General features: G+C 62.0%; 21 protein-coding genes. 10 read left to right on the forward strand and 11 right to left on the reverse strand.

Features of this window, described 5'->3' with window-relative positions; translation table 11 throughout:
- Nucleotides 1-160 precede the first annotated feature (160 nt).
- Nucleotides 161-2,812 (reverse strand): leucine--tRNA ligase, encoded by a 2,652-nt coding sequence (gene leuS / locus BLW62_RS15570; RefSeq protein WP_090507961.1) that lies wholly within the window; start codon nt 2,810-2,812, stop codon nt 161-163.
- Nucleotides 2,813-3,213: 401 nt separating this feature from the next.
- On the opposite strand from leuS, the gene BLW62_RS15575 reads away from it, so the two are divergent.
- Entirely contained in the window at nt 3,214-4,587 is a 1,374-nt protein-coding gene (locus tag BLW62_RS15575; protein ID WP_090507962.1) for an alpha/beta hydrolase domain-containing protein, read from the forward strand.
- Between the two features lie 85 nt (nt 4,588-4,672).
- Here BLW62_RS15575 and BLW62_RS15580 read toward each other — a convergent pair whose 3' ends face one another.
- The 4 genes from BLW62_RS15580 to BLW62_RS15595 all read right to left on the reverse strand — a co-directional run bounded on the left by BLW62_RS15580 (nt 4,673) and on the right by BLW62_RS15595 (nt 7,056).
- On the reverse strand, nt 4,673-5,095 hold the full coding sequence (locus BLW62_RS15580; protein ID WP_090507963.1) for an Hsp20/alpha crystallin family protein: 423 nt from the start codon (nt 5,093-5,095) through the stop codon (nt 4,673-4,675).
- 120 nt (nt 5,096-5,215) lie between these two features.
- Nucleotides 5,216-5,674 carry a peroxiredoxin gene (locus BLW62_RS15585; RefSeq protein ID WP_090507964.1) on the reverse strand — a complete coding sequence of 153 codons (459 nt, stop codon included), beginning with the start codon at nt 5,672-5,674 and terminating at the stop codon, nt 5,216-5,218.
- 154 nt (nt 5,675-5,828) lie between these two features.
- The gene (gene pheA / locus BLW62_RS15590) at nt 5,829-6,641 is read right to left on the reverse strand and encodes a prephenate dehydratase (protein WP_090507965.1); all 813 of its coding nucleotides are present in this window, start codon (nt 6,639-6,641) and stop codon (nt 5,829-5,831) included.
- Nucleotides 6,642-6,690: 49 nt separating this feature from the next.
- Entirely contained in the window at nt 6,691-7,056 is a 366-nt protein-coding gene (locus tag BLW62_RS15595; RefSeq protein ID WP_090507966.1) for a group I truncated hemoglobin, read from the reverse strand.
- 236 nt (nt 7,057-7,292) lie between these two features.
- Between BLW62_RS15595 and hemC the strand changes: the two genes are divergently transcribed.
- The 5 genes from hemC (at nt 7,293) to BLW62_RS15620 (ending at nt 12,186) form a co-directional block, all read left to right on the forward strand.
- Nucleotides 7,293-8,426 carry a hydroxymethylbilane synthase gene (gene hemC, locus BLW62_RS15600; protein WP_090507967.1) on the forward strand — a complete coding sequence of 378 codons (1,134 nt, stop codon included), beginning with the start codon at nt 7,293-7,295 and terminating at the stop codon, nt 8,424-8,426.
- Between the two features lie 14 nt (nt 8,427-8,440).
- Nucleotides 8,441-9,292, forward strand: coding sequence for a uroporphyrinogen-III C-methyltransferase (gene cobA, locus BLW62_RS15605; protein ID WP_090507968.1), 852 nt, complete (start codon nt 8,441-8,443; stop codon nt 9,290-9,292).
- Nucleotides 9,293-9,304: 12 nt separating this feature from the next.
- Nucleotides 9,305-10,048 (forward strand): uroporphyrinogen-III synthase, encoded by a 744-nt coding sequence (locus BLW62_RS15610; RefSeq protein WP_175459771.1) that lies wholly within the window; start codon nt 9,305-9,307, stop codon nt 10,046-10,048.
- A gap of 119 nt (nt 10,049-10,167) precedes the next feature.
- Nucleotides 10,168-10,527 carry a hypothetical protein gene (locus BLW62_RS15615; RefSeq protein ID WP_090507970.1) on the forward strand — a complete coding sequence of 120 codons (360 nt, stop codon included), beginning with the start codon at nt 10,168-10,170 and terminating at the stop codon, nt 10,525-10,527.
- Between the two features lie 102 nt (nt 10,528-10,629).
- Entirely contained in the window at nt 10,630-12,186 is a 1,557-nt protein-coding gene (locus BLW62_RS15620) for a RecJ family nuclease (RefSeq protein ID WP_090507971.1), read from the forward strand.
- A 9-nt stretch (nt 12,187-12,195) separates the two neighbouring features.
- On the opposite strand, the gene BLW62_RS15625 is transcribed toward BLW62_RS15620, so the two are convergent.
- Nucleotides 12,196-12,963, reverse strand: a complete 768-nt coding sequence (locus tag BLW62_RS15625; protein ID WP_090507972.1) for a CehA/McbA family metallohydrolase — start codon at nt 12,961-12,963, stop codon at nt 12,196-12,198.
- Nucleotides 12,964-13,701: 738 nt separating this feature from the next.
- Complete coding sequence (locus tag BLW62_RS15630) at nt 13,702-14,076, reverse strand: hypothetical protein (protein ID WP_090508115.1); 375 nt, start codon at nt 14,074-14,076, stop codon at nt 13,702-13,704.
- Nucleotides 14,077-14,285: 209 nt separating this feature from the next.
- On the opposite strand from BLW62_RS15630, the gene BLW62_RS15635 reads away from it, so the two are divergent.
- Complete coding sequence (locus tag BLW62_RS15635) at nt 14,286-14,618, forward strand: DUF5783 family protein (protein ID WP_090507973.1); 333 nt, start codon at nt 14,286-14,288, stop codon at nt 14,616-14,618.
- 99 nt (nt 14,619-14,717) lie between these two features.
- Entirely contained in the window at nt 14,718-15,080 is a 363-nt protein-coding gene (locus tag BLW62_RS15640) for a NifU family protein (protein WP_090507974.1), read from the forward strand.
- A gap of 238 nt (nt 15,081-15,318) precedes the next feature.
- Here the strand turns inward: BLW62_RS15640 and BLW62_RS15645 are convergent, their stop codons facing one another.
- On the reverse strand, nt 15,319-16,224 hold the full coding sequence (locus tag BLW62_RS15645) for a ketopantoate reductase family protein (RefSeq protein WP_090507975.1): 906 nt from the start codon (nt 16,222-16,224) through the stop codon (nt 15,319-15,321).
- 61 nt (nt 16,225-16,285) lie between these two features.
- Nucleotides 16,286-16,585 (reverse strand): DUF7130 family rubredoxin-like protein, encoded by a 300-nt coding sequence (locus BLW62_RS15650; RefSeq protein WP_090507976.1) that lies wholly within the window; start codon nt 16,583-16,585, stop codon nt 16,286-16,288.
- Between the two features lie 293 nt (nt 16,586-16,878).
- On the opposite strand from BLW62_RS15650, the gene BLW62_RS15655 reads away from it, so the two are divergent.
- Entirely contained in the window at nt 16,879-17,796 is a 918-nt protein-coding gene (locus BLW62_RS15655) for an alpha/beta fold hydrolase (RefSeq protein ID WP_090507977.1), read from the forward strand.
- 157 nt (nt 17,797-17,953) lie between these two features.
- A complete protein-coding gene (locus BLW62_RS15660; RefSeq protein ID WP_090507978.1) occupies nt 17,954-19,312 on the forward strand; it encodes a short-chain fatty acid transporter in 1,359 nt (452 codons plus the stop codon).
- 82 nt (nt 19,313-19,394) lie between these two features.
- Here the strand turns inward: BLW62_RS15660 and BLW62_RS15665 are convergent, their stop codons facing one another.
- A complete protein-coding gene (locus BLW62_RS15665) occupies nt 19,395-23,075 on the reverse strand; it encodes a DNA polymerase II large subunit (RefSeq protein WP_090507979.1) in 3,681 nt (1,226 codons plus the stop codon).
- A gap of 1 nt (nt 23,076) precedes the next feature.
- Nucleotides 23,077-23,496: a PPC domain-containing DNA-binding protein gene (locus BLW62_RS15670; RefSeq protein WP_090507980.1), complete on the reverse strand. Its 420-nt coding sequence runs from the start codon at nt 23,494-23,496 to the stop codon at nt 23,077-23,079.
- Nucleotides 23,497-23,618: the final 122 nt, after the last annotated feature.

The following is a 23,618-nucleotide window of genomic DNA, read 5'->3' on the forward strand; positions in this document are numbered from 1 at the left end:
CCACGGTACAATTGGGAACCCGACACACATGTAACCGAACCGGAGGTTCCGGTGAATTTCGTTGAAAATCGTTTATTTGCGATGGCCGGGATGGCGGGGCGCGAGAAGACAGGGAAGACGGCGGGTGACACAACGGTGGAGATCGGGCGGGGGAAAACGCTCAGTCCTCGATTTCGATCGCTGGTCGGCCCGGTTCGGCGTTTTTGTGAACGCTCTCTGGGACCTCCACAGCGTGAACGACGGATACCGGCGCGTCGAACTCGCGTTCGATCAGCCACGCGGCCGACTCGAGGGTGGCGTGTTCGGCCTCGGAATCGAGCGTCGTCGAGAGTGCCTCGCGTTCGGCTTGCAGGTCTTGTCCGTAGCTCGCGGCGGCGTCGCCCTGCTCGCGGATGTGTGATTCTTGCATCAGTTCGCCGATCAGGTTGTCGGCGTCGCTCTCGATCGCGATCTCGAGGGCGTCGTACTTCCACTCGGGGGCGACGACGACCTCGATCGCCTCGGGGTCCTCGATACCGGCCACGTCGACGATGTCGCGGATGTCCTCGCGCGTGTTCTGGACCAGCTGTCGGCGCTTCGTGACGTGTTCGCGATCGATCTCGGCGGCAGGCCACTCGGCGTCGACGACGAGTCCGTCTTGGCCCAGGTCCTCCCACAGCTCCTCGGCGAGGTGGGGAGCGACGGGCGCGAGCAGACGGACGACGGCCAACAGGCCCCGGCGGTACGTCTCGGCGTGCGGGTCGGTGTAGGCAGCGTACTGACGGAGCGTTCGCGTCAGGTCCTGGGTCTCTCGCAGCGCTCGGTTGAACGTCAACTCGTCGTACTCCGCGCTCGCGATGGCGACGGTCGCGTCGATTTCGGCTCGGACGTAACTCGCGACGGCGTCGTCCTCGCCGTCGGGTTCGTCCGCTGTGATGTCGGCGACCATCTCCGTCAGGCGGCTCAGGTAGGCGTACGTCGACCGAACGCCCTCCTCGCTCCAGTCGAAGTCGCGTTCGGGCTGGGCGGCCTGCATCATGAACAGCCGGGCCGTGTCAGCGCCGTACTCCTCGACGATCCGCTGGGGCGAGACGACGTTGCCCTTCGACTTGGACATCTTCTCGCCCTCGAGTTGGACCATCCCCTGTGCCAGCAGGTTCGTGAAGGGTTCGCGGTGCGCTAAGCCCTCGTGGTCGGCGAGCACCTTCGTAAAGAAACGCGAGTACAGCAGGTGCATCACGGCGTGTTCGATGCCGCCGACGTACTGATCGACTGGCAGCCAGTCGTTGGCCTGCTCGAGGTCGAACGGCGCGTCCTCGAGGTCCGGCGAGACGAACCGCAGCGGGTACCACGAGGAGTCGACGAAGGTGTCCATCGTGTCGGTTTCCCGGGTGGCGTCGCCGCCGCAGTCCGGACAGGTCGTTTGCTTCCACTCGTCGGCTGCGTCCAGCGGATTGCCGGTCGTGTTGATGAACTCCGGTAACTCGACCGGCAGGTCCTCGTCGGGAACCATCACGGCCCCACAGTCGTCGTGGCAGTGGATGACGGGAATCGGCGTCCCCCAGTAGCGCTGGCGGGAGATCCCCCAGTCGCGTAGCTGGTACTGAGTCGCTTCCTCGGCGCTCTCGATGTCCGCGGTGAGTCGCTCTCGAGCCGTTTCGCTCTCGAGGCCGTCGTACTCGCTGGAGTTCACGAGCACGCCGTCGTCGGTGAACGCCGCCTCGCTGACGTCGGGACTCTCTGGCTCCTCGCCCTCGTCGGGTTCGGGTGCGATGACGGGGACGATCTTCTCGTCCATCTTCTGGGCAAAGGCGTGGTCGCGCTCGTCGTGGCCCGGAACGGCCATCAGTGCGCCCGTTCCGACGTCAGAGAGGACGAAGTCCGCGACGTAGACGGGAATTTCCTCGCCCGTCGCGGGGTTCGTCGCCGTCAGGTCGGTCGCGACGCCGTTTGGCTCGTCGCCCTCGGGGTCGGCTTCTTCCTCGATGAAGTGGCGAACGTCGTCGTCTTCGGCTGCGACTGCCTCGCTGATCGGGTGGTCCGGTGCGAGCGCGAAGAAGGTCGCACCGTAGATCGTGTCGACGCGGGTGGTGAAGGCCGTCACCGATCCGTGACCCGAAATATCGAAATCCAGTTCCGTGCCGTACTGGCGGCCGATCCAGTTGCGTTGCATCTGGCGAACCGAGTTCGGCCAGCCCTCCAGGTCGTCGATCGCTTCCAACAACTCGTCGGCGTACTCGGTGATCCGAAGGAACCACTGCTCGAGTTCGCGCTGTTCGACAGGGGTGTCACAGCGCCAGCAGAGTTCGGCCTCGCCTTCGACCTGTTCGTCGGCCAGCACGGTTTCACAGTGGGGACACCAGTTGACCTCGGCGTCGCGACGCTCGACGAGTCCTTCGTCGTGGAACCGGGAGAAGAGCCACTGGTTCCACTGATAGTATTCGGGCGTGCAGGTCGCGATTTCGCGCTCCCAGTCGTAGCCAAAGCCCATCGCGGTCATCTGCTCGCGCATCGTGTCGATACAGTCGAACGTCCAGTCGCGGGGGTTAGTGTCGCGCTCTTTGGCCGCGTTCTCTGCGGGGAGGCCGAAGGCATCCCAGCCCATCGGGTGGAGGACCTCCTCGCCCTGCATCCGCCGGTATCGGGCGTAGGCGTCCGTAATCGTGTAATTTCGGACGTGACCCATGTGGAGTTTGCCCGACGGATACGGGTACATGCCGAGGACGTACGTTGGATCCTCGACGTCGTCCGGCGTCCGATAGGCGTCTTCGTCGTCCCACGCCTCCTGCCAGCGTCGTTCGACCGCCGCATGGTCGTATCCCGCGTCGCTCATTCTTGTATGCGTGTCCGGGCGTCGTCGCCCTATAGCTTTCCATACCACTATCGACACAGCAGGTCGCGACTGCTCGAAATTCGTGAAATCCGACGAACGGGTTCCGTCTCAGCATCCTCACTCGAGTCGAGACTGTCCCAAAGTAATTTATTTTGACAAGTAGTTGCCCCTTAAACTCACAATCTGAGGGACGGGGTAATCACCATGCCTACACACCTATTTTGTTTCTACCCGCCATGTCAAATGGTGGTAAAAACTCAGAGAGTGTGGAATTAAGCGAGTGTCAGTCCTGTCCAAGTGAGAAACGGACAAGCCCCATAGCGACGGACGGAGCAGCCGTCAGTTCGTCTACCCGACGATATGTCTTGGGGACACTGGGCACACTTTCGGCGACTTCGTTCATGACGGGTACCGGGAGTGCGGACTCCAGCGACGAATCCATATCAGGTGCGAACGAGGGACCACCGAAGGGACCAGCGCCAAAGGTCGATGGCCCGATCAGTGGTGGAAGTGCGACCGGCGAGCCACAGCTGGCGGCTGTCACTGATCTGTCGAAATATGGCTACGTCGAGGAGGAGTACTTCATCTCCGGCCGTGCTCACGGCCTCGAGTCGCTTTCTGGTGGGAAGCGAGACGACGCGTCGTACACGACCCGAATCGTCGTCTGGCGGCCGGCCCACCGCTCGAAGTTCAACGGCACGTTGCTGGCCGATTGGCCGAACGTCTCGACGCAAGTCGATGTTCCCGTCACCTGGATCAACGCCGACGACTACCTCATGCGCGAGGGCTACGCGGTCGCGATGATCTCGGCACAGGAAGTCGGCGTACAGGACTCCGCCGAGGAGATGGACCTCATGACGTGGGATCCCGAACGCTACGGCGACCTCCACCATCCGGGCGACGACTACGCGTTCGACATCTTTTCGCAGGCGATCCGGACGCTGCGGGGCGACCCGAAGCGCCGAAAGGGCGATCCGGATCCGATGGCCGGACTCGAGCCGAAACGAGTGCTCGCGACGGGCGTCTCCCAGTCGGCCGTTTACCTGCACACCTACATCAACGCGCTCCAGGAGCACCTCGGCCTGATCGACGGCTTCCTGCCCACCACGGCGGGCACGATCATCGACGAACAGCCGGTGCGCGACGACGTCGCCCCCGTGTTGTGGCTGAACTCCGAGGACGAGGCCGACACAGAGCAACGACCCGACGAGGGCCAGTTCCGGCTCTGGGAAGTCGCCGGAGCCTCTCACGTCAACCGCTGGCTCTCGGCCTACGTCGAGATCGCCCTCGCCCGCGACCTCGAGGGCGAAGCGATCCCGTGGGAGCCAGCCATCGCGGGCCAGTACGGCGAACTCGAGGACGGCGTCTACGGCGAGTGTGAGTACAACTACTTCCCGATGCGCTACGCCTATCGGTCGGCCCTCGAGCACCTGAACGAGTGGGTGAAGACCGGCGAGAAGCCGGAGAGAACGCCAAAAATCGAGCGAGCGGACGACGGCGTCGCCCGCGACGAGTACGGCAACGCCAGGGGCGGCGTTCGCCTGCCGCCGATCGACGTCCCCGTCGCGGAGTACGACGCGATGAGCTGTGAGCTGTTCGGGCAAACGCACCGATTCGACGAGCAGACGCTCTCAAAGCTGTATCCGACGCCTCATAAGTACCTGACAAAAATGGCGACAGCAACCGACAAAGCCGTCGAGAACGGCTATCTGCTTCCGGCGGACGCAGCCGACCTCATGCGCCGCGCAAACGACTCACCGATCGGCCACGACTGAGTCGAGACGTCCGAAGACTCGTCGTCCTACGAGTTCGAGCAGGGTAGTGACTCGAGGTCGATCGCTGGACGCGGCGCTCTCTCGATTACTCGATATCGATCTCTTTCGACGTCTCGGTGCCGGTCACTTTCGGGAGTCGGACGGTCAGCACGCCGTTTTCGAAGCCGGCTGAGACCTCGTCTTCTTCGACGGGCTCTGGTAGACGGATGCGCCGACTCGCGGACGTTCGCGTCCGTTCGCGACGGAGGAATCGGCCGTCGACTGACGCTTCCGATTCGTCCTCCCGGTCGGCCTCGAGGCGAAGCGTCCCCTCCGAGAGCGTCAGTTCGATATCGTCCGTATCATAGCCGGGCAGATCGGCCGTCACGAGGTACTCCTCGCCGGTGTCGACGACGTCGGCCGGGACGGAGCCCGGGACCTGCAGCCCACCGCTGGTCATCCCCGATTCGACCTGTTTGCTGACGCGGTCGAGCATCTCCTCGATTTCGTCGAACGGATTTCCTCGCATACGCGAACCTACGAGTTCGAGCAGGATAAATTCTGCCCGCGACGGAAGGTCAGAACACGACCTTGAGGCGGCAACCCGTCCGCGCCTCGAGTCGGTCGATTTCGAGCGTAGAGACGAGAGCTACTCTGGAAGCGTTACGAGGCCGTCCTCGAGTGCGTCGAACAGGACGTCTCGTGCGTGGCCGTCGGGATCGACGTTCTCGTAGACCGACTTCACCTCGCCGTCGGCGAGGACGAACGTCGTCCGCGACGTCACACCGCTGTCGCGCAACGCCACGTCGAACGCCTCGGCGACCTCGGCGTCGGGGTCGGCCAGCAAATCGAACTCGAGGCCCTCCTGCTCGCAGAAGTCCTCGTGCGAGTCGACGTCGTCGATCGAGACGCCGTAGACCTCGACGCCGGCGTCCTCGTAGCTCTCGCGTTCGCGCTGGAACTGGTTCGCCTCGATCGTACAGCCGGGCGTGTCGTCTTTCGGGTAGAAATAGACGACCGTCGGCTCCTCGAACTCGAGGGTTACCTCCGCTGCGTCCTGGTTCTGTGCGGTCACGGTCGGCGCGTCGGCTCCGTCCTCGAGTGGCATACGTGTATACTCCCGCAGGGGGGAGAAAAGTCGTTTGTGGTGGACCGGTCGTCGTTTGTGGTGGAACGGTAGTCGTCTGGGTTACACGGGGGCGTCGCGTCGTCGCCACTGATCGGGACAGTACTGAAGAACTCGTTCAGGTGTCCATCCGTTCCTACCCGACTACGTGTTCCGTATCGTACGATCCCAGTCGCCGCACCCAGCCCTTCTCGGTCAATCCCTCGAGGTCCTCGATCGCTTCCTTCGTCCGAGCCTCGTACAGGCCCGCTTCGATGTCGATGTGGAAGACGTAATCGCCCAGTCGCTGGCCGCTGGGGCGGGACTCGACGCGCGTCATGTTGATGTCGCGGTCGGCGAACGGCTCGAGGAGTTCGAGGAGCAATCCGGGGTAGTTCGCGTTGGGGTAGACGACGAGCGAACTCTTGCCGCCGCCCTTCGAGCGCTCCTCGGCCGGTGCAAGCGCGAAGAACCGCGTCGCATTCGAGTCCTGATCCTGAATGTCTTCGGCGAGGACCTCGAGGCCATCGCCGCCGTTGTCGGGGTGGCCGATCCCGGCGATCGAGGCGTCGCCACGGGCGAATTCGACGCCCTGTGCGGTGCTCGCGACGGCCTCTACGGTGGCATCGGGGTGTTCTCGCTCGAGGTAGGATCGACACTGCGCGAGCGCCTGAGAGTGGCTGGCGACGGTGTCGAACTCGTCGGATTGGGCGAGCAACGCGTGTTTGATCGGGGTGACGACCTCGCGAACGACGGCGACGTCGTACTCCGAGAGGGCGTCGAGGCTCTCGGTGACGCTGCCCTCGATGCTGTTCTCGATCGGGATGACGCCACGGTCGTACTCGCCGCCGGCGACGGCGTCGACGATGGCCGTCACCGACTGGCGAAAGTCAATCTCGTCGCCGTTCGCGACAGCCGTCGCCGCACGATGCGAGTAGGTTCCTTCGGGACCCAACGTAACTGCGACCATTGGGTGTCGATAGCAGGGTCGGGATGAAAAGACCGTCGGGTTTTCCCTGTCAAGCCGTGACAGTGACGATGTCGTCTTCGTACTCACCGACTGCAGCGAGAACGGCGTCTCGGTCGTCTGCGTCGACCTCGAACGCCTCGAGCGTCGCCTCGAGGTGAGCGGCGATCGCGTTGAAATCGGCCGTCGTAATGCCGAGGTCCTCGTGTGCTGTCTCCATATCCTCGCCGGAGTAGTCGACGGGACCACCGGCAACGGCGCTGATGAACTGGGTCTGGTGGGCGCGTTGGTTCTGCATGTCCACGTCGTCGAAGTAGTGGGCTACCTGCTCGTCTGCCAGCACGCGTTCGTAGAAGCGCTCGACGACGGCACCGATCGCGTCTTCGCCTCCAAGTCGGTCGTACAGTGTTTCGCTCATCTACACGCGACTACGGACAGATGCGCTATAAGTCTCCATCGACATCTAACGGAGTTGGAAGTGACACAACATATATCTCGACGGAGATTCGTAAACCCACCTCGAGCACCCCCTCCAGCGGCGAACGATAGGTTCGACCGATCGCTCGAACGTATCCGACGAACAGCATAAGCCACACGACCAGTCAGCGGGCGTCAAGCGTGCGCTTTTCATACCCGAGGCGATGACCCATAGTCATGAGAACGCGCGGGACGCTACGACTGGCGACACGGGGGTCCGCACTCGCTCGGCGGCAGGCCTCGCTGGTGAAAGAGGCCCTCGAGAATCGACGGTACGAGGTCGAACTCGTCTCCGTCGAGACGACGGGCGATCAGATCAGAGACGAACTGATCCATCGATTGGGGAAGACCGGCGCGTTCGTTCGCGAACTCGACGAACGCGTCCTCGAGGGCGACCTCGACGGCGCGATCCACTCGATGAAAGACATGCCGACCGAACAGCCCGAGGAACTCGTCACGGCCGCCGTTCCCGAGCGCGGCCGGCCGGGGGACCTCCTCGTGACCCCCGACGGATCGTCGCTCGAGGAACTCCCAGACGGCGCGACCGTCGGCACCTCGAGTCTCCGCCGTCGCGCGCAACTGCTCTCCGAACGGCCGGATCTCACGGTCGAACCGCTGCGCGGAAACGTCGATACGCGACTCGAGAAACTCCTCGCGCCCACCCTGCAGGCGGAACACGAGGAGCGGACGGAGGCAGACAAGGAGCGCAAAGGAAAGACGGGTGACGAAGACTTCGAACCCGAATTCGACCAGACCGTCGACGACTGGTTCGACGGCCTCTCCGAACTCGAGAAGCAAGCTCTCGGCCGCGAGATCGAAACTGAGTACGACGCGATCGTACTCGCGGAAGCGGGCCTCGAGCGAAGCGGCCTCGCTCACTACGTCGATACACACTCGCTCTCGACGAACACGTTCGTCCCCGCACCGGGCCAGGGTGCACTCGCGGTGACCGCGATCGACGGCGAGACCGCCCGCGACATACAGTCCGCGATCGATCATCCGCGCAGTCGCGTCGAGACGACGGTCGAGCGAACGGTTCTCGCCGAACTCGGCGGCGGCTGTATCGCCCCGGTCGGAATCTACGCCGTCGTGCAGGGCGAGTACGTCCACACCAGCGTCAGCGTCTTCGACCGCGACGGCGAGGAGTCGGTCGCCGCCAGCCGAGACCTCCCCGCCGATAACCACGCCGTGGCTGCTCGCGAGTTCGCACAGGATCTCGCCGACCGCGGCGCTGCTGCGTTGATCGAACAAGCCAGCGAGAACGGCGGTGACGGACCCGTCTCCGAGCAAGATAAGCCGGAGGGGAAGTGAGGGGACACACGGACATGTCAGATCAGTCCCCCGACTCCGAATCCGACGCGACCGCCGCCTCGGAGGCCGACGCCACCTCCGGCGCCGACCTCGAGACCGGTACCGTCTCCCTCGTCGGCAGCGGCCCCGGCGACCCGGAGCTGTTGACCGTCAAGGCCAAGCGGCTGCTCGAGACGGCCGACGTGGTTCTTCACGACAAGCTCCCGGGCCCGAAAATCATCGAGATGCTCCCCGAGGACCGACGCGAAGACGTCGGCAAGCGCGCCGGCGGCGAGCGAACGTCCCAGCCAGAAATTAACGAGCGACTGGTCGAACTCGCCCGAGAAGGCAAGCGCGTCGTTCGACTCAAAGGCGGCGACTCGTTCGTCTTCGGCCGCGGCGGCGAAGAGGCGGAGTACCTCGCGGCCCACGACGTGCCGTTCGAGGTCGTCCCCGCCGTCACGTCTGCTATCGCCGCCCCCGCCGTCGCCGGTGTTCCGGTCACCCACCGCGATCACGCCTCCTCGGTCTCGTTCGTCACCGGACACGAGGACCCGACGAAAGACGAGTCGTCGGTCGACTGGGACGCGCTCGCGGCGACGGGTGGAACCATCGTCGTCCTGATGGGCGTCGGTCGACTGCCCGACTACACGACCGAACTCCTCGAGGCCGGGATGGCCTCCGAAACACCCGTCGCGCTCGTCGAACGTGGCACCTGGCCCGGCCAGCGCGTCGCGACCGGGACCCTCGAGACCATCGTCGACGTTCGCGACGAACACGACATTTCGCCGCCTGCCGTGACTGTCATCGGCGACGTCGCCGGCACCCGCGAGTCGGTCGTCGAATTGCTCCAAAACGAGTACAGCGTCGAGAGTGAGGATACCTAAGTGAGCCAAACGATGAGCGAAACACCAACCGTCGCCGTCTTTCGTCCCGACGATGAGCGACTCGAAGCCGCCGTCAGCCTGCTCGATGACCTCGGATCCGACCCGGTGACAGATCCGATGCTCGCCGTCGAGGCGACCAACGCGACCCCACGAACCGACGCGGAGTACGTCGTCCTCACGAGCAAGACCGGCGCGGAACTCGTCTCCCAAGCGGGCTGGGATCCCGGCGAACAGACCGTCTGTGCGATCGGTCCCGCGACGGCCGACGCGCTCCGTACGGAGGGGTACGCCGTCGACGTCGTCCCCGAGGAGTACACCTCGAGCGGTCTCGTCGCCGAGTTAGCCGACGACATCGACGGCGCTCGTATCGAGGTCGCCCGCAGCGACCACGGCAGCCCAGTCCTGCTCGAGGGGTTCGAGAACGCCGGGGCCTACGTCCACGAGACGATCCTCTACCGGCTGATTCGACCCGAGGGAAGCGGTAGATCGGTCGAACTGGCCGCCAACGGAGCACTCGACGCCGCGTGTTTCACCTCGTCGCTGACCGTCGAGCACTTCCTCGAGGCAGCCGACGAACGCGGCGTTCGCGAGGACGCGCTTGCAGGACTCGCTGACGCGACCGTCGGCGTCATCGGCGAGCCGACGGCCGAGACCGCTCGATCGCTGGGGATCGACGCCGACGTGATCCCCGACGACGCGATGTTCGACGCGCTCGCCCGGGAGACGATCGCGGCCGTTAGTCGCGCCAGTCAGTGATCGACGAGCAGCCTGAACCACACTGCGAGACTCGGGCCACTCGAGCGTGGGAGAGTGTTACAAACCGGAGTTGGCAAGGTCAATAGCTACACGCGAGAGAACCGCGGTTTGTAGTGTGCATGGAAGTTGGATCATTTCGTAAGCGAGCTCCAGATCCGCCGAACTCTGTTGGGCTTCGCATCACGTTTTTCGTCCTCTGGGCGATGGACACCATCGCCGCAACGCTGTTTTTCGTCGTCCCGCATGCAACCGAATTGAATCCCGTGACCGTCTTCTTTTACCACGTCTTCGGTCTACCGGGCGTCGTCCTCGCAGCCGCCTGCTACGCTGCGCTCGTCGTTTTCATCGGTCACATCCTCTCCGATCCGTTGGACATCAAATTCGTGGGGCTTGTCGTCCTCCTTTACATCGTCTTCGTCACGAACAACGTCCTCCTCCTGGTGTTCCACGAGCCGTTACCGGAGTTTCTCGGCGTGTGAGTCTCACGTTCGAAATGACTCATTTTTGCCCCCAGCCTCGCACTCCGCCCTCGAGGCCAGAGGTTTATCCCGGATGCCGCCCCAGTATCGAGCGATGAACCGATGACCGGGCCGGTGCCAGCACTCGAGGATCGAGCCGTCGCGTGTGCAAATCGACTTCTCGAGGCCGACAGCGTCCTCCTCGCCTCGCACATCGACGCCGATGGCCTGACCAGCGCCGCCGTCGCCGCGCAGGCGCTCGAGCGTGCTGAGATTCCATTCGAGACCGTCTTCGAGAAGCAACTCGACGAGGCGGCGATCGCCCGAGTCGCGGCGACCGAGTACGACACCGTCCTGTTCACCGACTTCGGCAGCGGCCAACTCGACGTTATTGGCGAACACGAAGACGCGGGGGCGTTCACACCCGTCATCGCGGACCACCACCAGCCTGCAGATCGCGACACGGAGTTCCACCTCAATCCGCTCCTCTTCGGGATCAACGGTGCTTCGGAACTCTCCGGTGCGGGTGCGAGTTACGTCCTCGCGCGGGCGCTCGCCGATGTCTCGTCGACAACAGCGACCGACGGCGGCACGAAGCCGGCCGAAACAGCTACGACGGCGACGAATCCACGTGCGGACAATCGGGATCTCGCCGCACTGGCCGTCGTCGGTGCCGTCGGCGACATGCAAGCCTCGGGCGGTGAACTCCACGGCGCGAACGCGAAGATCGTCGAGGAGGGCGTCGACGCCGGCGTCCTCGAGACCGGAACCGACCTCGCGCTCTACGGCAAACAGACCCGTCCCTTGCCGAAACTCCTCGAGTACGCGACCGACGTACAGATTCCGGGAATCTCGAACAGCGAACGCGGCGCACTACGATTTTTGGACGAACTCGACCTCGAGTTGAAACGCGACGGCGAGTGGCGACGGTGGTCCGGCCTCTCGAGCGACGAGAAGCAGACGATCGCCAGCGCGCTCGTCCAGCGTGCCGTCTCGAAGGGCGTTCCAGCCTCGAAGATCGACCAACTCGTCGGGACGGCGTACGTCCTCCCCGAGGAACCCGTCGGCACCGAACTCCGGGACGCCAGCGAGTTCTCGACGCTGCTCAACGCGACCGCCCGCTACGAACGTGCCGACGTCGGCCTCGGCGTCTGCCTCGGCGACCGAGACGGGGCGCTCGAGCGCGCGCGAAAACTCCTGCGGGACCACCGCCGAAACCTCTCGAACGGCATCGACCTCGTCACCGAAAAAGGCGTCACCCACGAGGACAACCTCCAGTGGTTCGACGCGGGCGACGAGATCCGCGAAACCATCGTCGGCATCGTCGCCGGCATGGCGATGGGAAATCAGGGAATCAGTCGCTCGAAACCGATTCTCGCGTTCGCGGAAAAGAGCGCGAACCCACGATCCGCGGGAAAAAGTGCGGACGCCCAGGCAGCGGACCAAAGCGGCGAAGCCACGACAGAGAACGACGGGGGCAAACTGAAAGTCTCGGCGCGCGGGACGCACGCGCTCGTCCGGCAGGGACTCGATCTCTCCGTCGTCGTCGGTGAGGCCGCTCGAGCGGTCGGCGGCGATGGCGGTGGTCACGACGTGGCCGCCGGCGCGACGGTACCGAAAGGTGACGAAATGGAGTTTCTCGAGCGTGCAGACGAAATCGTCGGCGAACAACTCTCCTGAACCGGGCGGTTAGCTCCGACGAGGTTCGGATCGATCCATCGACGACGGAATCGTCGGGATGAGCGGCGTTCGCTTGGTCACCAGATACGACGACTTGCGGATCGCCCCCTTGGTGTACTGAATCGTGCTCTTGTGAATCGGCGTGCGTTTGCCCCGGATTTGAGTTCGACCCTCGAGGATGGCGTCGACGAGGGCGTCGCCGTCGATGTCTGCTTTCGTCGCCGAAGCGTCCTCGGAGGCGACGATGATTTCGGTGTAGGCCTTCCCGACGTTCGGGAGATAGTGAGCGTCGCTCGCACCGATCTCCGGATAGTTGCGACGGCGAGCGAACGTCCGTGCGCGGCGATTTCGGTAGCCGGTAAAGACCATCGAGTTGTACGTCTCGATCGCGTCGGCATCCTCGATATGTCGCTTACGGACGCCGTGGCGACTGCGTTGAAACGGGTGGGGAACGATCGCGATACCGCCACGCGCCCGGACGGCTTCGACGGTATCCATAAACGGCTGGCCGGGGTCCGGTCGTTCTTCGACACCGATTGCCAACAGGTGACCGTGGCGAGTCGAGACTTCGACGCCGGGAATGCCGATCAGGCCGTACTCGGGCGCAATTTCGGCGGCCCGGAGCGACTCGCTGATCTCGTCGTGGTCGGTGATAACGACCCCGTCGAGCCCGATGTCGGCCGCGTGCTCGAGAATGAGTTCGATCGGTTCGTGACCGTCGTAGGAATCGTCTGAGTGGACGTGAAAGTCGATAGCGAAGGGGAGCAACGTTGTCATGGGACCACTGGGGGACTTCGTGAACCATCCATTCACGGACGAGCGTATAAGCACTCTGTTGAGCGCCGCGGTGTGGCGAGTTAGAGCATTCCATATCCCGGCATAGAGTTTATCACCCGGGAATCGGGAGTTCTGACTCACACCATGGCGAACGCACAACACCTTCTGCTGGCGACCTGTAACTGCTGACAGCGGTGATTCCGGTTTCGAGACTGGCCACAATATGATCCGATCTGTCACAGAACGCGACGACGAGTACGCGACACTCGAGTCACAACTCCGGAGGGACAATTCGCGTCTCGTAGCCGGGCTTCAACCGAGCGAATCGTCCGCGCCCCGAGAGTCTCATCCTCCGGTTTAGTACTCGAGTTCGAGAACCCGGTCAAGAAACGCTTCGCACACGCCATACAACACGATCCCGGACGAGAGCGGACTCGAACCAGTGGTGAACAGATACATCAAGGGACCAGCAACGATGGAACGCGCGTTTGGCCAGGAGAGATTCCAGAACACACCACCCTCATCGCAGGTGTACGAACAGGACACGAGTAGTCACCAAAGCCAGTCGAACCGGCCGTCGACGCAACCTGTCGGCTTCGAACGTGATCGGTAGAAAGTCCACACTCACTGGCCCGTTCGTTTCGAAGTCACTCGATATGGCCTAATAAACCATATACTGCAATACAAAATTCGAGGGTGTCGAGTCGCCACGGACACAGTAGCGTCACTGGAGAGCGCCTATAGCTCCGGAACGCCATCCGAAAGGCGAACTCGAGAGAGCAGGTCGTGCAATGCCACCGGATCGGCGATATCGTCGATCGACGCGTTGATGAGTTCCATACACTCGAGAATCCCGTCGACGGCAGCCCGACGAGTCGCAACGCGACCGATCGGTTCGACGACGAACTGTTCGCCGAGTTCGTACCGGTACCGAAGTGCCCAGCATCGACACAACCCCAATCTGGGATGGGAACGATCCGCCGGCGTAGACTCTGCGACGAGGTCGATGAGAGGGTTTCTGTGACGGTAGATCACTTCGTCGTCACAGAACGACGTCAACCCCCATCCCGGCGGCAAGGCTTCACGCGGGATTGGTGGGTGATCGGGGAGCATATCGATTTGTGATGGTGGTCGCGCGAGTGTTGGTTCCGCTTGCGTACGCATCGTCCGTATAGGGGGGCCTCTCCGAATCAGTCTAGATATCACGTTCGGCTGCTAACCGAGTGACTCGACGAGAGAGTCGGTACAACCGGTGAACGACCTGGAGCAAGCAGGCAACACCGATCGTCCGACTTTTGTCTTCGCCACCCCTCACAATGGGTATGGCCGATTTCGATCCCGAGAAGTTCGAAGACAAGTACGCGAATTATTTCCCCGAGCTCCAGCAAGCGTACAAGAACGCATTCAATCGAATGAACGATCGCTACGACTCGGAACTGGTCCACGCGATCGACCAACAGGTGCTCAACGAGAGCGAACCGTTCTACGTCGGCGACGACGATGACTACGAGAGCGCGTTCCGTATCGAACTTCCAGATCAACCCCACGATCGCCTGTCAGGGGTCGTCGTCGAAAAAGAACGATTCGACCAACTCCTCGAGCGACACGTCGAGGAGATCGAAACCGAATTGGAGCGCGTCTTCGGTCTCCAGTGAGGACTTCAGAGACTAATATGGGTCGACGACGGAGAAACGTGTCGTCTAACAAACAGAGATGACGGAAGGTTTAGGGGCACTCGTACCCAACCGTGGCGTATGAGTACCGAGACCCAAAACGACGGGGACGACCTCGAGGACCGCGTCGCGAACTTCCTGCGCCGGAACTTCCCACAGATTCAGATGCACGGCGGCAGTGCAGCGATTCAGGATCTCGATCGCGAGAGCGGTGAGGTCACGATCGCACTCGGCGGTGCCTGCAGTGGCTGTGGTATCTCGCCGATGACGATTCAGGCGATCAAGAGCCGGATGGTCAAAGAGATCCCCGAGATCGAGCAGGTCAACGCCCACACCGGTATGGAAGGTGGCGACGAAGGCGACATGGGTGGAATGAGCCCATCATTCCCCGGTGAAACCGTCGACGACGGCGAAGCAGACGAAGGTCCCGAAGCACCGTTTTAATCGGTCACCCCTGATTCTCGAACACGTTTCGCTGTAGATCGATTCTCGCTCGCGTAGTCACGCGTGCGCACTGAAACTGCCATTACTCGATGCCATTACTCGAGCGAAGTGGCCGTAATTCGACGACAGTGACCGTGAGCCTGTTCGTCCCGACAAGCCACAGCAACCGTCACGAAGAAGTTCGATAGTAGCGATCGAGGAACAATTCTATATATCGTAATATGGTTTAGAGGCTGCGTTAGCGAAGACCCTGTCCTCGTTCCCACGTTCGAACGAGGGACGTGAGGGAGTGGTTCATCGGGGTTTCCACACCAACTTTGGCGGATTGATCGACGACATAGCCGTTGAGCGAATCGATTTCGGTACGTTGGCCAGCGAGGACGTCCTGATGCATCGAAGACGTGTTCGCAGCGGTGTCACTCGCGACCGATTCCAGTGCAGCCAGCGCCTCACGATTCGAGAGCGAAATACCAGTGGCTCGTGCGGTACGTGCAGTTTCACGAACGGCGGCACGTGCGAGAGGACGAGCCTCGTCCTCGAGCACCGCTGCATTGTCAGTTCGCGTTAGTGCCGTCACGGGGTTGATACCGGTGTTGACGGCGAGTTTCTCCCAGAGGCGACGGGGCATCTCCTCGTCGACCGTCGTTTCGAGACCGGCCGAATCGAACAGTGCCCCGACTTCGTCTGCACGCCGCGATTTCCCCCCGTCTCGAGGCCCGAGAACGACCTCCCCGATACCAGTACACTCGACGAGACCCGGTTCGACCAGCATCGCCCCGTAGGAAGCCGTTCCGGCGAGAATTGGACACTCGAGGTGTGTTTCGATCGTCGCTTCGTTCCCCAGTCCGTTTTGCAACGACAGAACGGCGTCGAACGAGCCCGTCGCGAGTGTGCGGGCGGCAGCGACCGTGTCGAACGATTTGACCGTCACGATCGCGAGGTCACCTTCGAGGTGTCGGCCGTCGGTGGTTGCAGCCGGGGCCGTCGATGCCTCGAGTTCGCCTCGGATCTCGAGTCCCGAGCGTTGAATCGCACTAACATGGGGGTCTCGGCCGACGAGCGTGACGTCGTTCGATCGTTCGCGCGCGAGAAGCCCCCCGACGAGGCTCCCCACACTCCCGGCTCCGAAAACGACGATGTTCATGGACCAACCACTGCAAGTACGATAAAAACGATTTGCGTCTTCGCGTCGGAGTGTTACCGCGTCAGTCTTCGGTCCAGTAGTAGAGGTCTTCCCGACCGGTTCCACAGGAGGGGCACGTGTCGGGAAAGTCAGTGTCGAGTGGGCCCATCTCGCCGCACTCGAGACACCGCCACATCAGGTGTGCCTCGCCGAATTCGTGGCCCGAACGGACGTGTTCGACACTCATTCCCTCGAAACCGTCGCGTAGCGTGACGTAGAAGCCGTCTTCGGAGAAGCCACGGATGTGGCCGATTTTCTCTCCGTCGTCGGTGTAGACGGCCGTTCCGAACCCGAGGTCTGGGCGGTCGCGTTCTATGGCCATGTGTGCCCCCATGCCGAGGGAGGTAATAAAGGCGATACGGTGTTCAGGCAGGCTGTAGGACACGTTTTCGTGAGTGTCGTGTGTAACGATGGAACGGGTTAGTAAACCCCTATATGCGATATGCAATCGTGACGTCTGGGAATGGCTTGCGAACGAGTCATCGATAGAAACAGCCACAAGTGACCAGCCCAACTGCTGGACATGCGCCCTCCATCACTTACTACAGTTCGACTCGAGGAGCCGTCGTACGTCGTTCGGGCTCTCGAATCGCTCTCGACCGACACAACGACACGATGACGGGAACCGGCGTCGCTACCGTTCGTGGGTGTCGACTCTCCTACCGACGGGCCGGGACGAGTGGCCCCCCGATTGTGCTCTGTCACGGTGCCGGAGTCGACGACGCGAGTATATCGTGGCGTCACACGGTCGATGCTCTCGCCGAGGATTATCGCGTCTACGCACCGGACTGGCCGGGATACGGAGAGAGCACGGGGGACGTGACACACACGACCGAGTCCTACGTCGACGTACTCGAGGGGTTCGTCGAAACAATCCCCGGCGAAATGGTATCGCTCGTCGGCATTTCGATGGGTGGTGGTGTCGCGCTGGGCTACGCCCTCGAACACCCCGACCGAGTCGACCGGTTGGCGCTCGTCGACAGCTACGGCCTCGGTGAGAAATTGCCGTCCGCCTTGTCCTGGAAACTCCAGTCACAGGTGCCCGGTATGACCGAATTCGGAAAATTTGCCGCGGGGGTCACGCCGGGTACGGCACGACTGGTCCTCGACAATCTCGTTGCCGACGCCAGCGAACTCCCCGAACCGTTCGTCGAAGACGTGCGAACGAAGCTGAGAGAGCCCGGATCGATGCGAGCGTTTAGCGCGTTTCAGCGAAACGAACTCGCATTCGACGGACGCGTCGAGACGAACTACGTCGACGACCTCGAGTCGCTTTCCATCCCGACGCTGCTCGTCCACGGCAAAGAGGATCCACTCGTGCCCCCCGAGTGGTCGGTCAGAGCGGCAGATCGGATCCCGAACGCGACGCTCGAAATCGTCGACGACTGCGGTCACTGGGCACCTCGAGAGCGACCCGAGGCGTTCAACGAACGCTTGATGCGGTGGCTCTCGGAGACTCGAACGCAATTACGTGATTCAGAGGAGGCGTATCCGAAAGCTGGGATACCGGGAGTGACTCGAACGAGAGAGTAAACGACCCAACGTGGCGAGCGATGGGTGTGTAATTTTCGAGCAGACATCTCGAATTGCTCGAGTCGTTTGTGGCCGACGGAGGTCAGTAACTAGACCAAAGAGATTTTGTTAGGAACTCAACATAATATTTAATAGCAACGGTAATAGTTCCGTGGTTGTGACAAACATACTCAAGAGAATGACAAGCCGTTTGAGTGTTGGCGTAGAAAAATACATGCCTCATTCGTTTGTTTTTGCGATAATTCTCACGTTCATCGCATGTATTGCAGCACTCTTGATGACATCTACTGGCCCGTCAGAAATTGTCATAGAATGGAACAATGAGTTTTGGGGCTTTCTCGAATTCGCGATGCAACTTGTCATAATAATTGTGACAGGATACGGAATTGCGTCTGCGCCCGTGACGAGACGCGGGATCAATCGGTTAGTTCGCATTCCAAATACTCCCCTCCAGGCGTACATCTCGATCGCTATCTTCGGATTTCTTGTTACCCTCATCCACTGGGGACTCGGACTGGTTGCCTCAGCCCTCTATGCAGTGTTCCTCGGTAAAGAGCGAGACGACGTCGATTTCGGGTTTACCGTTGCCATGGCTTACGCCTCAGCGACGGTTGGGTCTGCAGGATCAATATCACAGACAGCACCACTGTTGGTCAACACACCCGATCATTTCATGGAAGATCATATCGGGCTGATCCCACTCAACGAAACGGTGTTCAGTCTCTTCCACCTCTCGATGGTCTGGGGAGCGTTCTTCATCCTATTAGTCATCATATATTTCATCTATCCAACGCAGGAGAACACGGAACCACTCCCAGACGACGAAGTGGACGATTTACTCCCAGAGTATCAGATGGAGTTCGACTCGGCGTCGCTCGCAGATCGTTTCAACGGCTCGCGACTATTCAACATCATTATCGTTCTATTGGGAGGGTCAGTTTCACTGTGGCTCATACTATCTGAGGGCGCACTCGAGATGTTGGAACTCAATACCATGAACCTGATATTCCTCACGATAGGTATCGCCCTTCATGGTAACGTAGTCAGCTACGCCAAGGCAATAACAGATGGCGCAGAGCGGTGTGGACAGGTGATTCTCCAATTCCCGTTTTACGGTGGGATTCAAGGGATCCTGATCGGAACTGGGCTGACAGCAGTACTCATCGATTCCATCACCACAGTGTCTTCAGCAGAAACGTTCCCGTTCTTCGTGTGGGTGATAACTGGAATCATTAACGTGTTCGTGCCATCGGGAGGCGGCCAGTATATCGTGACTGCGGAAGTGATACACCCTGTCGCAGAGAGTATGGGTGTTTCACACGCAGCGATCGTCTCAGCCTATACCGTGGGTGACGTGTGGACAAACTTGCTCAACCCCTTCTGGGCACTACCGGTTCTCGGTATTGCCGGGTTACAGGTTCGCGATGTGTGGGGATACGTCATAATGGTCCTGATCGGTTACGGGCTAGTCGCTGGGAGCATTGCGTTGCTATTTCCAGCACTCGGGCTCGTCTGACCCCGTATATTGCTAGTTCTGTGAATCAAACGGCGAGATCACGCTATCGTTCACTGCTATGGAGAAGTTACCGCGTGGTTCACTACATGAAGTCCTCAATTCCCGACTGTTTGTTCTTGTCGTTCTCGAAGATGCTCTCGAGCGAGCGTTCTAGGACCTCGAGTCGCTGTTTCGTGTAGTCTCGACAGTCGTACTCGTCGGCGACCTGAATCGCGGTCTGCATGTACTTGTTCACGGACCCTTTGTGGACGGTGAGGTTGACTCGGCCGCCACACTCTCTGCAGTCGCCGGTCAGGGGCATCCGGCGGAACTTCTCGCCGCAGTCGAGACAGCGAGTTTCCTGGCGAGAGAAGGCCCGAAGGTTCCCGATCAGGTCCGGCAGGAAGTGGTACTCGATGACTCGTTCGGCGACGTCCGTCTCGTCGACAGACTCGAGTTTCCGCGCGATCTCGAGTTGGGCGTCCATCTTGTCCATCATCGAGCCGAGCGTCTTGTACGCCGAGAGGTCGGGCCCCATGGCAATGTCGGTGGTGTCGTGGGTGTGCTCGAAACCGGTGTACTCGCCGTCGGTGCCGAGCGTGTCCTCGCCGAGTTGAATCTCGACCGATTCGGGGTCGGCCTGATCTAGGGTGGCGAGGTAGAATTCGCGTGGATACTGGCTCGCGATGTCCATGTTGTGGGCCTCGTCGTCGATTTCGGAGGGATCGATTCGCGAGGACATGACGAGCGGGGCGTCCATCCGCCCGCCTCGCTTGTCCGGCAAGAAACTTCTACTGAAATTGAGAAGTCCGTCCATGAGGAGCATAACGCAGTCTTCGTCACCGTCACAATTACGCCGTTTCGCGGCGTGAAAGTACGGGTGTGCGTATCCGACTGCGGCACTCGTGAATCCAATCACTCTTCCGACAGTTGCGGCACTCGTGTGCGGTGCCATCCCGAACACTAACTCGCCGACGAGGTCCTGTCGATCCTCGAGTTCGTAAAAGGGCTCGAGGCCGTAGTACTGCGCCAGAAGGTCGTCGATGAAGTCGGCCGTCTGCATCATGTGCTCGGCCGCGCCGTCGGAGAGGACGATGTCCTGCACGTTGAGTTCGACCAGTTGATCCTCGTGGGTCAGCGGGTCGCCGTGCATGTCCTCCTCGTAGCCGAGAGCCTGGAGTTGGCCGACGTCGATGTCGAGTTCGCGCGCGCGGACCGACGTGACGGGGAGGTCGGTCATGTCGTAGCGGACGGTTCCGTCTTTGAACGACGAGACGTCGTGTTTCGCCCGAAGGACGCCTTTCTCGATCGGTTCGGGGATCTTGGTCGTCGAGGTGAGCCCCTTGACCCCTTTCAGAATCTCGAAGGCGTTCTCGCGTTCGCCGACCGACTCGAGGGCGTCACGGTACTCCTCGTGGATGTCGACTTCGCGGATTTCGACGCAGGTCGCCTCGCGTTCGCAGTGGCCACACTCGACGCGGCCCGCTTCGTCCGGTTCGATCCGTTCGTCACAATCCGGGCAGCGATAGTCCGGTTTCGTTCGAGTCTCGCACTCCGGACAGCGGTTTTTGAACGTCTCGGTGGCGCAGGACGGACAGTACGTCCGTCCGATCTGGACCTCGACGACACCCGGCGTGTCGGCCATCGTCTCCGCGTGCGTGGCCGCATCCGCGACGTTTCGCTGTGCGCCGCCGGCTTCGCCGATCGGAAAGAGGGTGTGGACGGGGGGACTCAGGTCCCGGCGCTCTGACTTCTCGGGGCGACCCATCCGATTGCCGACGCGCGTCGGTGCACGCTCGCGGACCTCGAAGGGAGCGACCTCGTTGAGCGCTTCGATGGCGTTGTCCCCCTCGGTTTCGTGGCCCCACGTCCGAGCGCGCTCGGAGAGGTCGTCGTCGGCCCACGTTCGCTCGAGTTCGATCTGGGGCGTCTGTGCGTCGGGTTCGAGCGTCGCGCCGTCGGCGACCGCCTGCCGGGGCTCACAGCCGAGCGTGCTGACGAACGGCCGCCAGTCGTCGACCTCGAGTCGCCCCTCGTCCGGGCGCTGGCGGTGTTCGACGATGATCGTCTCGAGGGCCTCGGCAGTCGATTCGTCGTATTCGAGAACGAGCGTATCACCCGTCTCGCCAGCGGCCTCGATTCGGCCCTCGGCGACGGTGGCCGCGAGGGCACAGAACGCGTCGACCGAGAGGTCGTGCCAGGTGTACGTGTACTGTGGGTGAAGCGGTGCGTCGTACTCGAGGGCCCACTCGAGGGCGTTCTCGGGTGCGGGGAACTCGAGGTCGATTCGCGGATCGTCCTCGAGGGCCTGGACGTCTGCGCCGGCGGCCTTCAGGTCCTGAATCCACCACTCGTAGACGTATGAGGCGGGTGCGAGTGGATGGTTGTTCTCGACGAACTCGCCGTAGTTGACGAGGTACTCGCCGGCGTCCAAGATGGCCTCGACGCCGTTTCTGATCTCGAGGGCTTCCTCGGGGTCGTCGATCCGGCGGACGTCGCCGTTTGCGAGTTTGACGGTCGGACCGTCGATGCTGTCGACGGGGATGATTCCGTGGGCCTTCCCGGGCCGTTCGGTCTTGATCTGGGTTCCCGTTGCGAGGAAGTCGTCGACGAGGTGCATCGTTGCGGGATGGATTCCGCCGGTCGCGAACCCGTGATTGCGTGCGCGGCCGTAGCGGAGGCGAAATCCGCCTTCGGCGCTGGGATGTGAGAAGACTGGCCGGCCGGCGATCAGGTCCCGAAGGAACTTCTTCGAGGGATCCGCTCGCGGGGGGCCCGACGGGCCGTCGACACCGGCTTCATCGGCGTCGGGGTCCGCGGCGTCTTCGGGTGTCGCATCCGCGTCGTCGCCGTCCGTCGACTCGTCGGCCGCGTCACCGTTGTCGCCGTCGCTGTCACTGTCGCCTGTTGGGTCGTCCCCAGTAGAATCGTCCGCCGACTTGTCGGCGTAGTTGCCGTCGATCAAGTCCTGGAGCCACGGCCAGTCGATCTCGTCGAGATTGCGGGTGTAGCGCTGGATCTTCGGTGCCTTGAGCGCGATACCTTCCCCGAGGACCAGACACATGCCACCGCGGGCGCTATTGGTGTCGACGCGCTCGAGGTCTCGGAATCCCGACACCTCCTCGTCGCCGGTGGCCTCTCCGTCCAACATGATCGGGAGGTGTTTGGCGATGAACTTGGCCTCCTTCGCCTTCGGCGTGTACTGAAGGCCCGTTTCCTTGTCGTAGAGTGCGATCTCTTCGGCGTAGCGTTCGACTTCCTCCTGGCGCGCGTTGAACTGTTCGATGCCGACCAACGCGCGCGTGTAGTCCGCGACGAGGACCGACAGCGCCTGTGCCGTCCCGCCCGCGGAGCGGATCGGACCGGCGTAGTAGACGTTGACGAACTCGCTCCCGTCGTCGTTCGTGAGGAGTTCGACCCTGTCGATCCCCTCGATGGGCGCGGCGACGACACCTTCGGTCAGCAAGGCGACCGCGGTCCTGACTGCACCCTCGATCTTGCCCGCTTTCGTCTCGTAGTCGCCGACGCGGCCTTCGGCGAAGTCTTCGGCGAGGGCGAGGGCCGCCTCCTCGCGGGACATCTCGCCCTCGAGTTCGCGGACGCGTTCGGCGACGCCGTCGATGCCGAGGATGTTCTCGACACGGTCGGCCATGTCCTTTGCGACGGGAATCTCGACTTCGGGTTCGGGATCCGCGCCGCGTTCTTTGGCGGTTTCGGCGACCTCGAACGCCTCGTCTAACTGTGACTCGAGTCGGGTGAAGTACTGGCGGTCCTCCTCGCGCATATCAGAGCCAGAGGTCGAGGTCGGTCGTCTCGTCGTGTTCGCGCACCAGGTCGTCCTCGAAGACGCGCATGTACACTTCGCCGGCCCAGACGGTCGCCTCGTTCAGGTGGCCGGAGATCGTCTCGCCGTCTGGTCCCGAAAGGACCGCGTGCGTGTGCGCGAACCGTTCGTCGTCGAGCCAGGAAACGTTGCCAATGCAACTCGCGACCTCGAGGGGTTCGTCCGCGTCGATCGCGTAGTACTCGAGATCGTCCTGATCGTAAAAGGCGAGTTCGGCGTCCTGGACAGCACCGAGTGCGCTAAACCAGGCCCCACCGGCGTCGACCTCGCGTGCGAGTGACTCGATTTGGGCCCGCCAGTCGGCCCCGGTCTCGAGGCGAGCGACATACTCGGACGTAGTTTCGACAGCGCGATAGTTCATAGGAAGGCACTGTACCCCCAGGAGAAAAATACTACTGGTCGTGGCGTTCGAGCGGACGACGGCTCGCGACGATCGGTGCACGCGCGGGATGTCGCCAGAGCGATATCACCCTCGAGCAACGA

The sequence above is a fragment of the Natronorubrum sediminis genome (assembly GCF_900108095.1).
GTDB lineage: Archaea > Halobacteriota > Halobacteria > Halobacteriales > Natrialbaceae > Natronorubrum > Natronorubrum sediminis.